The organism is Lysobacter firmicutimachus (assembly GCF_037027445.1).
GTDB classification, from domain to species: domain Bacteria; phylum Pseudomonadota; class Gammaproteobacteria; order Xanthomonadales; family Xanthomonadaceae; genus Lysobacter; species Lysobacter firmicutimachus.
Genome location: NZ_JBANDL010000002.1, coordinates 2,872,621 through 2,886,707, shown reverse-complemented (window position 1 = coordinate 2,886,707; position 14,087 = coordinate 2,872,621). Strand labels below are relative to the sequence as shown.

General features: G+C 66.6%; 15 protein-coding genes. All 15 read left to right on the top strand.

The window, feature by feature from the left end; all coding sequences use genetic code 11:
- Positions 1-187 precede the first annotated feature (187 nt).
- The 15 genes from V2J18_RS12650 to V2J18_RS12585 all read left to right on the top strand — a co-directional run bounded on the left by V2J18_RS12650 (position 188) and on the right by V2J18_RS12585 (position 14,061).
- On the top strand, positions 188-556 hold the full coding sequence (locus V2J18_RS12650) for a hypothetical protein (RefSeq protein WP_336131952.1): 369 nt from the start codon (positions 188-190) through the stop codon (positions 554-556).
- 36 nt (positions 557-592) lie between these two features.
- Complete coding sequence (locus V2J18_RS23155) at positions 593-1,084, top strand: DUF4189 domain-containing protein (RefSeq protein WP_425606009.1); 492 nt, start codon at positions 593-595, stop codon at positions 1,082-1,084.
- A 576-nt stretch (positions 1,085-1,660) separates the two neighbouring features.
- On the top strand, positions 1,661-1,960 hold the full coding sequence (locus tag V2J18_RS12645) for a DUF4189 domain-containing protein (RefSeq protein WP_075575249.1): 300 nt from the start codon (positions 1,661-1,663) through the stop codon (positions 1,958-1,960).
- A gap of 102 nt (positions 1,961-2,062) precedes the next feature.
- Positions 2,063-2,566 (top strand): DUF4189 domain-containing protein, encoded by a 504-nt coding sequence (locus tag V2J18_RS12640; RefSeq protein ID WP_336131951.1) that lies wholly within the window; start codon positions 2,063-2,065, stop codon positions 2,564-2,566.
- 232 nt (positions 2,567-2,798) lie between these two features.
- Entirely contained in the window at positions 2,799-3,287 is a 489-nt protein-coding gene (locus V2J18_RS12635) for a DUF4189 domain-containing protein (protein ID WP_336131950.1), read from the top strand.
- A 541-nt stretch (positions 3,288-3,828) separates the two neighbouring features.
- A complete protein-coding gene (locus V2J18_RS12630; protein WP_261370190.1) occupies positions 3,829-4,371 on the top strand; it encodes a lysozyme inhibitor LprI family protein in 543 nt (180 codons plus the stop codon).
- A 44-nt stretch (positions 4,372-4,415) separates the two neighbouring features.
- Positions 4,416-5,801, top strand: coding sequence for a VgrG-related protein (locus tag V2J18_RS12625; protein WP_336131949.1), 1,386 nt, complete (start codon positions 4,416-4,418; stop codon positions 5,799-5,801).
- 262 nt (positions 5,802-6,063) lie between these two features.
- Positions 6,064-6,840: an FG-GAP repeat protein gene (locus V2J18_RS12620; RefSeq protein WP_336131948.1), complete on the top strand. Its 777-nt coding sequence runs from the start codon at positions 6,064-6,066 to the stop codon at positions 6,838-6,840.
- 122 nt (positions 6,841-6,962) lie between these two features.
- Complete coding sequence (locus tag V2J18_RS12615) at positions 6,963-8,195, top strand: XVIPCD domain-containing protein (protein ID WP_336131947.1); 1,233 nt, start codon at positions 6,963-6,965, stop codon at positions 8,193-8,195.
- A 219-nt stretch (positions 8,196-8,414) separates the two neighbouring features.
- Entirely contained in the window at positions 8,415-9,077 is a 663-nt protein-coding gene (locus tag V2J18_RS12610) for a hypothetical protein (RefSeq protein ID WP_336131946.1), read from the top strand.
- A 56-nt stretch (positions 9,078-9,133) separates the two neighbouring features.
- Positions 9,134-10,456, top strand: coding sequence for an XVIPCD domain-containing protein (locus V2J18_RS12605; protein WP_336131945.1), 1,323 nt, complete (start codon positions 9,134-9,136; stop codon positions 10,454-10,456).
- A 197-nt stretch (positions 10,457-10,653) separates the two neighbouring features.
- Positions 10,654-11,337, top strand: coding sequence for a hypothetical protein (locus V2J18_RS12600; protein ID WP_336131944.1), 684 nt, complete (start codon positions 10,654-10,656; stop codon positions 11,335-11,337).
- Between the two features lie 126 nt (positions 11,338-11,463).
- Positions 11,464-11,931: a hypothetical protein gene (locus V2J18_RS12595; protein ID WP_336131943.1), complete on the top strand. Its 468-nt coding sequence runs from the start codon at positions 11,464-11,466 to the stop codon at positions 11,929-11,931.
- A 32-nt stretch (positions 11,932-11,963) separates the two neighbouring features.
- A complete protein-coding gene (locus tag V2J18_RS12590) occupies positions 11,964-13,097 on the top strand; it encodes an XVIPCD domain-containing protein (RefSeq protein ID WP_336131942.1) in 1,134 nt (377 codons plus the stop codon).
- A gap of 418 nt (positions 13,098-13,515) precedes the next feature.
- Positions 13,516-14,061 (top strand): XVIPCD domain-containing protein, encoded by a 546-nt coding sequence (locus V2J18_RS12585; protein ID WP_336131941.1) that lies wholly within the window; start codon positions 13,516-13,518, stop codon positions 14,059-14,061.
- The last annotated feature ends 26 nt before the right edge of the window (positions 14,062-14,087 follow it).

The following is a 14,087-nucleotide window of genomic DNA, read 5'->3' as shown; positions in this document are numbered from 1 at the left end:
GCCTTCGGGTGCCGTTTTTTTACCGTTGGTATATGGTTCTTTTGTGATAGATCGGTTGGAGGCCGACAATCCATGGGGCGCTTCGCCTGGCGCGCCCGACTATAGCGATCCAGGATGCAGGCACAAAATCCTTTTCCGAGGTACGGCTCTGGCCGGCAAGCTGATCGTTCTGAAGGTGACCGACGGCATGTCCAGCCAGGCCCTGCAGCAGGGTGGTCTGGGCCTGATCCTGTCGATCCTGATCATCAGCGCACCGCCGATGGCCGCGATGTTCTTCCAAGGCGTGTTGGGTCAGTTCAGCAGCTACAACAACTTCGCGGCGGGCGCTCAGCAATCGGCCTCGCCGGGCGGCGGGATTCCGCCGAGCCAGAGCTACAGCCGCGGGTATGAGGGTGGTGGTTATCAGCCGCAGATGCAGAACAGAGAAGGCACATCTGAACGAACTAGTGGCTTCAATACTCCAGCTAACACTCACGCAACCGGTACCTACAACAATTCGGCTACGCCCAATACCGACACCATGAAGGTCGATACCCGACGACCACGTGGGGAGTAGGGTGGCTGATTCACTGACGAGAGGGAGCTTTTAGTGATGAAAACGATCTTTGTCGCTGGCGTCATTCTGATCGCTTTCATGGGACATGCTGCCGCGCAATGCCCGGCGGGTGTTCCACCCTCTCCGAATTGTGTTCCGCCGGATGGGCCGGGCTGGCGCCATAATATGCCTGCCCCTAATACGCAGCCGCCTGCAGCGCCACGACCTGTCTGGAAAAGCACCTGGGGTGCAATCGCGGCGGATGGTCCGAATGCTGCATTAGGTACTGCTTCTGGGGCGAAGTCAAAACGCGTAGCGGAACAAATTGCGTTGAAGCAGTGCCGTGAACGCGGTGGTAAGCAATGTGTGCTTGACGCTAGCTATTTTGACCAATGCGCAGTTATGGTCACTGGCGATAAGAACTACATCGTCCAGACCGCTGTTTCGATTGAGCGAGCGACTGACTTGGCGATGGGACGGTGTAACGAAAAGGATACTGGTTGTCGGGTTCTTCACACTGATTGCAGTGTGCCAGTCCGGATCGATTAGGTTTCCCCTCTCGCTGCTCTAGAAAAACGGCACCTTTATGGTGCTGTTTTTTTTTCAGATCTTGCCGAAGAAGAGCTGCCATGCGGTGGGTTGATCGAGCGCAGTAGTGTCTGTTTCATTCTTTGTTAGGTGAATCTTCTTCAGAGTAAGCGAGTCACACTTGCAGGTGTCATTCGTATTGTCCTTCTCTTTGCCGAGTAAGCGGCGCGTCGTCACGATATGATGGAGATAAGGTTCAAGACATCAAGACTTATCCTTGGCTCGCGCACCGGATTTACCAAGATACTGTTAAGGTGGGGCGCTGATAGTTGTGGAGTGCCATTCGCGCGGAGTCTGGTTGCAAGTAGTCTTTGCGTGGATAGCGTCATGAGGAGGGGTGGGATGCGCATTGCTACGTTGGCTCTATTGTTATTGGCTGCGAGCGGAGTTGTTTATGCTCAGTGCCCTGCAGGTATTCCGAATACACCGGGATGCATCCCGCCCGACGGCCCAGGCTGGCGTCACAACATGCCGGCGCAAAATCCTTCGCAGCCGGCTCCGTCTCCGCGTCCAAAGTGGTCTTCTCGGTGGGGCGCGGTGGCCATCGACACCAGCAATAATGCGGTCGGCGCCGCCTCGGCGGCTGTTACCAAGCGTGCGGCGGAGAAGGAAGCGCTCGCTTATTGCAGTTCTAAGGGCGGCGGCGGTTGCAAAATCAGTCTTACCTATACCAACCAATGCGGCGTGGTGGCGTGGGGCGATGATGGCTTCTATGCCGCTGCCCATGCGGCAACCGTCCCCTTGGCATCCGAACTCGCGATGGATCGGTGCGCTGAATCGTCGAATAATTGCAAGGTCTTGTACTCGGACTGCGCCTACGCAGTTCCCGCGCAGTAGGGTTCATGTATTTCCATGAAGGGCGCCCTCGGGCGCCCTTGGTGTGTGATTTTGTCGTTCTTATCTAAGACGATGCCTAGTCTCACGGCCGCCGGCAATGATATGAGCATTAAGCACGCACTCTGGGTGATCGGACTTGCTCTGACCGCTCATGCATGGGACGTCGCTGCCCAATGCCCGGCTGGTATCCCATCGGCGGGGAATCCGCAGTGCGTTCCGCCCAATGCGCCGGGTTGGCGCCATGGCGCGCCTGCGTCGTCGCAAGAAAGCGCCGTTCCACGCCCCCGATGGAAGCGGACATGGGGGGCGATCGCGGCGGATGGCGTCAGTGCCGCCTTGGGCGTGGCCTCTGGTGAAGACTCCAAGGGCCAGGCCGAGAAAGTCGCGTTGAAGCGTTGCCGCGAACAAGGCGGCAAGCAGTGCGTGCTGGATGTCTCCTACTACGACCAATGCGCGGTGTTGGTGACCGGCAAGTCGCGGTATCTGACGCAGACCGCGATCTCGATCGAACGGGCCTCGGAGCTTGGGATCGAGAAGTGCAGCGCCCGCGATACGGAGTGCCGCGTTTACTACTCCAATTGCTCGCTACCGGTACGCGTCGACTGACCGCAACCATGAGTATCGCTATTGCGGTATCGTCGTTCCCAATCGCTGAATCACACTAAATGGCGCCTTTATGGCGCCATTTTTTTCATGCGATGAATTCCCTCCGTGGCGCCGCGAGACGCTAGGATCGGCTACTCGACACATTGTGGTTCGACACTTTGGGGGGGGGGGGGCTGCGATTGAGCATTCCGCGCGCGAGGTGGCGGCTTTTTGCGGCGAAAAGGACTTTGAGATGAAGGGGGTTCTGGCGACTTGCTCGATTTTGTTGGTTCTCGTGGGGAAGGCGGCCGCACAATGTCCTGCCGGCATTCCTCCGTCGCCTAACTGCGTGCCGCCCGATGGGCCCGGTTGGCGCCACAATATGCCGGCCCCCGAGGGGCGGCCGGCTTCGCCCCGACCGGTATGGAAGAGTTCCTGGGGCGCGATTGCGGCCGACGGACCGAATGCGGCCTTGGGGGCGGTCTCCGGGGCCAGTTCCAGACGCGAGGCGGAGCGCATCGCGCTGGAACGTTGTCGCGAGCGCGGCGGCAAGCAGTGCGTACTCGACGCCAGCTACTTCGATCAATGCGCGGTAATGGTCACCGGCGACAGGAACTACATCGTCCAGACCGCAGCATCCATCGAACGCGCGACCGAACTCGCGATGGGGCGGTGCAATCAGAAGGACTCGGGATGCCGCGTGCTGCATACGGATTGCAGCTTGCCGGTTCGGGTGCAATAACCCAGTGTTAGGTGTGTTCGAATTTGCACGCCTGGCTCAATGTTTCTTCGGAGCGATAACGCTCGACTATTCCGCTGCGCGCTAATCGGCCTGAGCGGCGCGGAACTGCAGACCGGCCTCGCTGATCGACGGTGGCCGGATGAAACTGGCCTGGGGCGCCGATTTCTACATTGCGGCGAGCGCGATCGATGCGGACGAGGCTTCGGCCGTCGCCTCGTGCGAGTGCGGCCGTTCTACGATGGACTGCAAGATCTGCTACTCCGAATGCGTTCGCCCCGAGTGGCAGCGCTGAGCGGCGGAGGTCAGGTCGATCGTGGGCGCCGTTCGAACTCGAGCGCGGACGCCGATCTTGCCGCGCGGTGGGCATGTGGAGGGCGGGAGCGACGCGGTTGAGGCTAGGGATGGAGGCGCGTTCAGCTTCGCGCCCCGAATTTGCGCTGATACTCGGATCGCCTCTGCTACGATGCCGCACGGCCTGGGACTGGGCTCCGATGGCGCGAATCCGCGCGCACCCGACGGGTCAGGGAGAGACGTAATCCGCATGAACGCCATTCATCGCTGCGGCTTGGCCGCATTGCTGGCATTGACTGCCGCCTGCCAAGCCCAGGCCCCGGCCAACGAGGCCGCGACGCCTGCGCCGGTTGCCGCGCCGGCGACGCAGCCGGAGGCCGTGCCGACGCCTGCCGTGCCTGAGGCCGTTGCGCAAGCGCCGGCGCCTGAGGCCGCCCCCAAGGAAAATTCCACCGACAAGGAAGCCAGCATGTTCCGCGAGTCCTACAGCAAGTGCGCCGAAGCCACCAACGGCGTCACCTTCGAGATCCAGGCCTGCATCGAGCAGGAGTTCGAGTATCAGGACGGCCGCCTCAACGCCGCCTACAAGCGCCTGCAGGCGCTGCTGCCGACGGCGGACATGTCCGTCCTGCGCGACGCGCAGCGCAAGTGGATCGCCGAGAAGGACAAGGCCTGCGCCTGGGATGCCGAGACCGAAGGTCAGGCCCAGCGCATCGAGGCCAACAGTTGCGCATTGAAGATGACCGCCGAGCGCGCGGTCGAACTGGAAGCGATGATCGCGCGCCAGCGCTGATCCGTCGGTAGGGAAACCCAGCAACGATCACAGGAGTGAATGCAATGGCAGACGATATCGAGAAGGCCAAGCGCGCCATCAACAGCTGGCATATCGGCCAGACCTCGTCGGGTTACGAGTCCTCGGGCAAGGGCGCCGGGACGATTTCCACCGGCGTCGGCGACGCCGGCGGCGTGTCTTACGGCGAGTACCAGTTGTCGAGCAAGAAGGGCACGGTGCAGGAGTACCTGGAACAGTCGCGCTACGGCGACCAGTTCAAGGGGCTGACCCCGGCGACGCCCGAGTTTAACGCCAAATGGAAGCAATTGGCCGCGTCCGATCCGGGCTTCGGCAAGGATCAGCACGACTTCATCGGCCGCTCGCATTTCGACAAGCAGAACGAGGCGCTGAAGGCGCGCGGCATCGATCTGTCCGATCGCGGCCGCGCGGTGCACGATGCCTTGTGGAGCACCTCGGTGCAGTTCCGCGGCCTGACCCCCGACATCTTCGACAAGGGGATGAAGGAGGCGTACGGCAAGGACTACAAGCTGTCGGAACTGAGCGACAAGCAGATCGTCGAGGCGGTGCAGGACTACAAGATCGCCCACAACAACACCTTGTTCAAAAGCTCGCCGGACTGGTGGCCCGGGCTGCTCAAGCGCGCCAACAACGAGAAAGACTCGCTGGTGCAGCTGGCCAACCAGGAAGCGTTGCTGAAGAACAACGGCATCGAGGTGCCGCCGGTATCGCTGGCGCCGGGCAACCGCTCGCACGATGCCGCGCCGCGTCCCGCGCCGAGCCGCGATGCGATGGCCGACGGCGTGCTCAAGCTCGACGAGCGCGGGCCGGCGGTGCGCGAGTTGCAGGAGAACCTCAACCGCCTGGGGTTCCGCGACGCGCAGGGCCATCCCTTGTCCGCCGACGGGCATTTCGGCAAGCACACCAAGGAGGCCGTCGAGGCTTTCCAACGCGCGCATGGTCTGGACGACGACGGCAAGGCCGGCCGCGATACCTTGAACGCGATCAAGAACGCGGCGCCGGCGCAGCGCCGGAACGACGCGAGCCCGCAGGGGCCGCTCTTGTCGGATCCGGCGCATCCGAACCATGCGTTGTACAAGCAGGCCTTCGACGGCCTGGAGAAACTCGGCCCGCAGGCCGGCTACCCCCATCGCGAGGACCGCGAGCGCGCGGCGGCGGCGATGGCTTACGAGGCCAAGGCCGGCGGCCTGAGCCGGATCGACCATGTCGTGCCCAATGCCAGCGGCAGCGGCGTGTTCGCGGTGCAGGGCGCCTTGAACGATCCGGCCCATCTGCGTGCCCACGTCGATAAGGCCCAGGCCGCGACCCAATCGGTGCAGCAGACCAGCCAGCAGTTGCAGCAGGATGCCGCGCAGATGCAGCCGGTGTCGGCCGCGCCCGAGCGGCAGGCGCCGCGTCCGGCGATGCCCTGAGCGGTCCGGGCCGGGCAGGGGGCTCGCGCACGCCCGGGCCGCGTCGCGGCACGGGCGGTGACGTTCGCGAGGCCGTTCGTACACTGGCGAGGAGTGTCGGAATCGGACAGCCTGTCCGTTCCGACCCCGTATTTTCGCTCGCAGGCGGACCGCTGCCGGGCTGGCGCCTGGCGGCCGGGTCCGGTTGTTTTGCGCCGATTGGCGATCGACGGCTCGCGCCGCACGCATGACGTACACTTGCCCCAAGACCGGTCACCATGCGATGAAACGATTTCAGTCCGTCTGTCTGTTCGTGATCTGCGGCCTGGCGGCGTGCAAAGCGCCCGACCGCGGCACGCCTGCGCCCGCACCCGCCGCTGCGGCGTCGCCGGCGGGGAGCGGCCAGGCGAGCACAGGAGTGTCCATGCCGATCTCTGTTTCCGCCCAGCTCAACGCCTCCGGCGCCCTGCAAGTCGAGGCCGGCGACCTGAGCCTGAGCCTTACCGCGCCCGCCTGCATCGAGCAGAGCGATACCCTGAGCCTGTGCAACCGAGGCGTCGAATTGAGCCTGAGCCGGCGCGACGGCAGTCTGCGCCAGAGCCTCAAGCCGGACGCCTTGTATCTGGACAGCGCCAAGACCTTGTACCGCGGTCCGCTCGATGAGCGCTTCCCGCAAGGCGTGTCGCTGGTGCTGGCCGACGTCGACGGCGACGGCCACGACGACCTGCTGCTGTGGACCGGCAAGGAGGGCGCGCACGGCGCCGCTTCCTACGACGTGTATCTGTACGATCCGGCGCGGCACAGCTTCGAGTTCGACCAGGAATTTTCCGATCTGACCATCGGTAGCAACGGCCTGTTCCTGGTTCGTGACGGGCGTCTTGTTTCCACCTCCACCGACGGCTGTTGCCTGCACGTCGTCGAAACATACGCCATCGAAGGTGGGCGGCCGAAGCTGGTCGAACGTGTCACTGAAGACTCGACCGAAGGCCAGGATCGGGTTAAGGTGAGAACCGAGAAGCTCGTCGACGGCGAGATGAAGGAGGTGCTTCACCAGCCCTGATGCGAACAGGGCGCGGCTGATCTTCAGCCACACACAACGCTGGTACATGCAACGCACGGGTCCCTCGATGGACTCGGCGATACAACAAATTCCAATGACATGCACGTACAGGAGATAGCACCATGAGCAACGGCCACGGCCGGAGCACGGAGGGCTTTGGGATAGACCGCAATTCGTCGGTCAATCTCATCGTCAAGACCGCGCTCGAAAACGGCGTCACCGATACGCGCCAGATCGCCTACATGCTGGCGACGGCGCAGCACGAAACCCGCAATTTCAGCGCCCCGGAAGAAGATTTCGGCCGGTCGCAGGCGCGCAAGCTGGGCTACAGCGGCGGGGAAGAATTCTATGGTCGCGGGTATGTGCACCTGACCCACGACTACAACTACAAGACTTTCGACAAGCTGCTGGGCCTCAACGGGCAGCTGGTCAAGCATCCCGATCTCGCCAAAGACCCCGAGCTGGCCGCCAAGATCCTGGTGGTGGGCATGCGCGACGGTCTGTTCACCGGCAAGCGTCTGGACCGCTACATCGACGAAGACTCGCACGATCTGTACAACGCGCGTCGCACCGTCAACGGCGTCACCCCGGCCAAGGCCTGGACCGTGAAAGCGGCCAAGGACTGCCAGAACTACGCCGAAGCCTGGGAACGCAAGCTTCCCGGCATCATCGAAGACATCAAGAAGCACGGCGTGTCCATCGGACAGGCCGACACGCGGGCGCCTGCCCGCGAACCGGCCGCTGCGCGCAATGCGCTGGCCGACGGGCTGCTCAAGCAGGACGAACGCGGCCCAGCCGTGCGCGGCCTGCAGGAGTCGCTCAACCAGCTCGGTTATCACGACGCGCGCGGCCATGCGCTGCGCGCCGACGGCGATTTCGGCGAGCGCACCAAGGAAGCGTTGCAGGCTTTCCAGCGCGCCCACGGCCTGAAGGACGACGGCATCGCCGGTCCCAAGACTCTGGAAGCGCTGAAGCAGGCCGAACGCGCGCCCTTGCTGTCGAATGCCGCCCATCCCGACCACGCCATGTTCAAGAACGCGGTGGACGGGTTGGAGAAGCTGGGCCCTCAAGCCTTCAAGAGCCACGCCGAACTCGAGCGCGCAGCCGCGACCTTGACCTACGAGGCCAAGGTCAGCGGACTGAGCCGCATCGATCACGTGGTGCCGACCGCCAATGGCGGCGGCTTGTTCGCCGTGCAGGGCGCCTTGACCGACCCCGGTCATCAGCGCGTGCACGTCGACAAGGCCCACGCGGCGCAGCAGCCGATCGAGCAATCGACCTTCCAGTCCGGGCAGGATGCGCCGCAATTCGCGGCGCAGGCGCCGGAGCAGAAGCCGAAGAGCCATACGGTCTGAGCCGACGGCGCCTCGTTCGCATCGCGATCGGGGTGCCCGGACTCGCCTGGTTCGAACCGGCCGCTTCGTCGCCGCCTGCGCGCCGGCCACCGCCGTGCGTCGCCCCGACTTTCGCCCGATCCGAACCGGCGCCGTGACCGCGCCCCGGGACGCTTGCGTCCTGCGAACGAACCCGCCGATCCCGGCGTCTTTCCGTACCTCGATCATCAAGGAACTGCCATGAAAGCTTCGAACCTGTTGGGCCTTGCGTTGTTGACCGTGCTGGCCGGCTGCAATTCGCCCACTGCGCCGGGCGGCGAGAGCGCGGCGGCATCCGCGCCAGCCGCGGCCGCGACCGCGCCGGCGAGCGAGGCCGACGCAGCGCCGGCGACGGCCGCGCCCGCCGCCACCGAGGCGGCTGCGGCGCCGGCCGGCGATGGGCGCTCGCTGTGCGCGGCGAACGAGGACATCGTGTTCGCGTGCAAGCTCGGCGGCGGTCAGCTGGCTTCGATCTGCGCGTCCAAGGGCGCCAACGAGCAGTCCGGTTACGTCTACTTCGCCCAGGGCGCCGGCCGCGCCGAGTACCGCTTCCCGGCCGACAACAGCGCGCCGGCGGGCCGCTTCAAGCGTACTCAGCTGGGGTTCGCCGGCAACAGCGGCGGCTACGCGTACTCGTTCGAAGACGCCGGCAGCAAGCGCATTTTCTATTCGATTTCCGGCGAAGCCGGAATGCAGGAGCAGGGCCTGATGACCGTCGCCGCCGGCGCGGCCACGGCCGACAGCGTGCAGGCCTGCGAGTCCGGCAGCGTGGTCGACGACATCGACGACGCGCTGTTCAAGTTCACCCGTAGCTGGGGCCGCGACGACGCCATCGATCGCAGCGGCCTGCCGGCCAAGAGTTGATCACACGGCCGGGAAGGTCCGGCCGTCGCCACGATTTCATCAAGGAGGAATACACCATGTCGAACCCGAGCAATCGCGATTTCCTGCTGCAACACGCCTATAACGCCGGCATCCGCGATCCGCGCGAACTGGCCGCGTTCATGGGCCAGATGCAGGTCGAGTCGGGCCGCTTCCGCAGCATGCACGAAGGCCTGGGCTACAGCGCCGAACGCCTGCTGGAAGTGTTCCCGGGCCGCAACGGCATGGACACCCTGGCCGAGGCGCGCGCCGCCGTGAACGGCGGCCGCGAGCAGATCGCCGAGCAGATCTACGGCGGCCGCTGGGGCCGCGACAACCTCGGCAACACCGAGCCGGGCGACGGCTGGCGTTTCCACGGCCGCGGCTACGTGCAGCTGACCGGTCGCGACAACTACGAGCGCGCCGCGCGCGAACTCGGCTTGGACCTGACCCGCAACCCGGACCTCGCCGCCGACCGCACCAATGCCGCCAACATCGCGGTGCACTACTGGCAGAGCCGAGTGGTGCCGCACGGCCACCAGTTCGACGTGCGCGCGGCGACCCGCGACATCAACGGCGGCAGCAACCATCTGCCCGAGCGCCGCGCCGCGGTCGCCGAGTGGGAGCGCATGCTGACCCCGGAAGTGATGCAGGGGCTGGCGCGCGGCCAGGTGAACCTGCCGGAGACGCAGGGTCGCGGCAGCCGCGATGCGATGGCCGACGGCGTGCTCAAGCTCAACGAGCGCGGCCAGGCGGTGCAGGACATGCAGGAAACGCTCAAGCGTCTGGGCTACCGCGATGCGGCCGGCGGCGAGCTCAATCCGGACGGCCACTTCGGCCGGCGTACCGAGGAGGCGTTGAAGGCGTTCCAGCGCGCCAACGGTCTCACCGACGACGGCATCGCCGGGCGCGACACGCTCAATGCCCTGCGCAACGCGCAGCCGCAGCGCGATCAGCAGCCGGCCGAGCGCCAGCAGCCAACGCAGGCCGAGCCGGCGCGCACCGGTTCGCTGGCCGATCCGGCCAACCGCGACAACCCGATGTTCCGCCAGGCGGTGGAAGGCCTGGAGCGCCTGGGCCCGAACGGCGGCTTCCGCAATCGCGAAGACATGGAGCGCGCCGCCGCCACCTTGACCTACGAAGCGCGCGTCAGCGGTCTGAACAAGATCGACCACGTGGTGCCGAACGCCAGCGGCACCGGCCTGTTCGCGGTCCAGGGCGATGTCGCCGACCCGGCCCACCATCGCGTCCACGTCGATCGCGGCCAGGCGGTCGCGCAGACCGTGCAGCAGATCAGCCAGCAGTTGCAGCAGGACGTGCCGCAGCAGGCTCAGCAGCAGCAACAGCAGCAGGAGCGCCAGCAGCGGCCGGTGATGGTCTGACCATCCGCTGTTGAGTCAGGGACGACGGTCAAGGACGACCAAGGGTGACCGGTCGCTCACGCGGGGAGGCGGGAGCGGTCGGTGCGGCCCGGTCTGGCGCGTTCGCCGCCGATACGGCGGACGCGCCATTCCGGCTCGCAGAATCGATGTGAGCGCGACGATGTGCCGAAGACGGGTCTGAAGAGGATGGCAAGGCGATGAAGATCGATTCCCTGGTTCCGCTGCTGGCGCTGGCTGCCCTGGGGTGGGCGCTGACGGCCTGCGCGGCGGAACCCGCCGGCGAGCGCGCGGCCGCCGTGTCCGCAGCGAGCCAGGCAGCGCAGTCCCCCGACGCTGCCGCCGCGCGGACCGCGCCGGCCGTCGCGATGCCGGCTGCGGCGGCGGAGATCCCGGCGGGTTTCTCGTCCTATGCCAGCGAGTCGATCGGCGGCAACCGGCAGTGCGTGGTCGGCGCGGCCACCGACGAAGAGGGCATGAACCCGCGGCCGGTGGTCTACCTCGCCGAAACCTCGGGACGGCCGGTTTGGGTGCGCAGCCTGGACTTGCCGGCGGACATGCACCAAAGCCGGGCCACTCACTGCCTGGGCGAAGGCGGGGCGCTGTACGTGCTGCTGCAATCGGACACCCAGGCGCAGCAGAGCCTGTCGCAGACCGTGCTGCATGCGTTGAAGCTGGATGCGCGCAGCGGCGCGACCCTGGCGCAGGCGCCGCTGAGCGTGCCCGGTGCGAGCGGGGCGGTATCGGCCTGGGTCGGGGAGGACCCGGCCGGTTTCGCCTGGCGCGATGCCGGCCTCACGGTGAGCGGGCAGTACGCGCGCGGCGAAGGCCGCGACCGCCCGCAACCGTTCCGGCTGCGGGTGAACGGCGATCTGCAACCGTGATCGCACATCGGCAAGCGTGAAGCGGTGCCGCGAGCCGGTCGCCGGCGGCCGGTAAGCTCGTCGCCGCAGGCGGCGGAGTCCGAAGCTCCGCCGCGATCGTCCGCAGTACTTTGGAGAAACCGAGTGATGAAACGCATCCCGTCCCTGTTGTTGCTGGCCGCGCTGTTCGCCCTGGGCGGCTGCGAGGTCGCGTCCAAGAGCCAGGCCGCGGCGGACAAGCCGGCCCTCGCCAAGGGCGTCGGCGGCATCGCCTGTCCGTCGCAGGATTTCGATGCCTTCCTGGTCGCGTTCATGGACGACCCCGCGGTGCAGAAGGCCTTCACCAAGCGCCCGCTGCAGAGCGAAACCCTGGATGCCAATGCCGACCCGGAGCCCAGGCCGGTGACGGCGCTGCTCGACGACGAAAAGTTGAAGTTTCCGTTGATGCCGAGCTCGACCCGGCAGAAGCAGGACGGGCTGGCGCTGAGCCAGAGCGAGTTGAACGGCGACAAGGAAGTGATGCTGGCCAAGCCCGACACCGACTACCAGCTGTCGTATTTCTTCCGTAAGGGCGACTGCTGGACCTTGTACCGCATGCGCGACGACTCGCTGTGACCGGCGCCAACGAACCCGCTTCGAGGACTTCCATGTCTTACCAAGATGCCATGAACACGATCCTGCCCCCGCAGCAGGGCCGTTCGCCGCACATCACCGGGCACTACGGCGAGCACCGCGAGGGCGGCCCGCACGGCGGCTCCGACTTCAATTATGTCGGCGGCCAGAGCGGGGTGAACCTGACCCACCCGCGCATTCATTCGCCGGTCGCCGGCACGGTGGAATTCGTCGGCGGCCGCTTCGGCACCATCGGCATCCGCGACGGCGAGGGCAATCTGCATCAGCTGCTGCACACCGATCGCCAGTCGGTGGTGGTCGGGCAGCACGTCGAACCCGGCACCGAGATCGGCACCATGGGCGGACGCGGGCCGCGCGGCGCCGACCAGTACGCCCAGCACGTGCATTACCAGATGAAGGACGCGCAGGGACGCAACATCAACCCCGAAGATTTCTGGAACCGGCGCCAGAGCGTCGGCGCGCGCGATCACGGCCACGATCACGACCATGCCCACGACCGCGCGCGCAGCGCGCAGCGCGACGACGGCGTGTTGCGTCGCGGCGAACGCGGCGAGCAGGTGCTTGCGTTGCAGGAAAACCTCAACCGTCTGGGGTACCGCGACGAGCAGGGCCGTCCGCTGCAGGCCGACGGCGAGTTCGGCGATCGCACGCGCCAGGCCTTGCTGGCGTTCCAGCGCGCGCACGGGCTCGAGGCCGACGGCATCGCCGGGCGCAACACCCTGGCCCAGCTCGGTCGCGCCGACGCTGCGCCGCTGCTGTCGAATCCGGCGCATCCGAACTACGCCATGTACCGCCAGGCGGTCGAAGGCCTGGAACGGCTCGGCCCGCAGGCCGGCCTGCGCAGCCGCGAAGAACTCGAGCGCGCCGCCGGCACGCTGACCTACGAGGCGCGCGTGGCCGGCATGAACCGGATCGACCACGTGGTGCCCAATCTCAACGGCAGCGGCCTGTTCGCGGTCCAGGGCGGTCTGCAGGACCCGGCCCATCACCGCGTGTTCGCCGACCGCGGCCAGGCCGTGGCGCAGAGCGTCGAACAGTCCAGCCAGCGCCTGCAGCAGGACGCGCCGGCGCAGGCCCAGACCCTGGCCGAGCCGCAGCAGACCCTGGAGGCGCGCCAGCAGACCGGGCCGCGGATGGTGATCGCATGAGGTGAGGCCGGCGCCCGCGAGGCGGGACGCCGGCGCAGGACACGGATCGCGGCGGGCTGCGCCGCGATCCGAACGGCTCGTTTCGGCGGCAGGTCCGTGATCCCGGTGGAGGGCGGACCTGCGGCCGACGCGGGATGGGCATCGCAGGCGCAAGGGAATGCGTCGGACAGGGAGGCGGTGCCCGCGACAGGGAGGTCGACTCCGCCACGGAGGGCGGAGGCGGCAGGGCAGGTCCGACCGCTAGGGAGGTCGGGCCTGTCGCTGCCACGTTCCGCCGCGCGTCGGCTCCGGCCGTCGCGCGGCGCGGGCGGCTTGAACCCCCGCAGCGCTTGCGCGAGCATCGGCCTGCGGGACGGCTGCAGTCGAAATCGGCTCCGATCGGCGGCGATCGCGGGCGCAACGAACCGGAGGTTCGGCGATGAACGCAAACGCTCAGGAACCGCGCCTGGCCGTGCCGGAAGGCGCAGGCACGCAAACGCTGGACGACCTGCGCCGCGCCGAGCAGCGCAATCTGCTCAGCAGTCCCAGTCATCCGCATCACGACTTCTACGCCCAGGTTCGGGTCTGCCTGGACAAGCAGGACGCGCTGCGCAGTTACCCGACCGAGCAGCGCGACAACCTGGCCGCGGCGTTGGCCCTGGAGGCGCGCGCCGGCGGGTTGCGCAGCGTCGACCACGTCGCGCTCAGCCGCGACGGCGCGCGCAGCTTCGCCGTCGAGGGCGAGCCGGACGCGCCCGGCCGGCGGATCGCGCACGTCGATACCGCCCAGGCGGCGGCGCAGTCGATGGAGCGCACCACCCAGTTGTTCGTGCAGTTGGAGCGCGAGCGCCAGTTGCAGGAGCTGCAGCGCGATCAGGAGCGCCGGCCCGGCCGCGACGAACCCCACGACGATCGCCACAACGAAAACCGCGAGGAGCGCCGCGAGCCCTCGCTGATGCGCAGTCTGTTCAAGGACCGCGACTGACCGCGCCCGGCGCGCCGCAGGGCGCG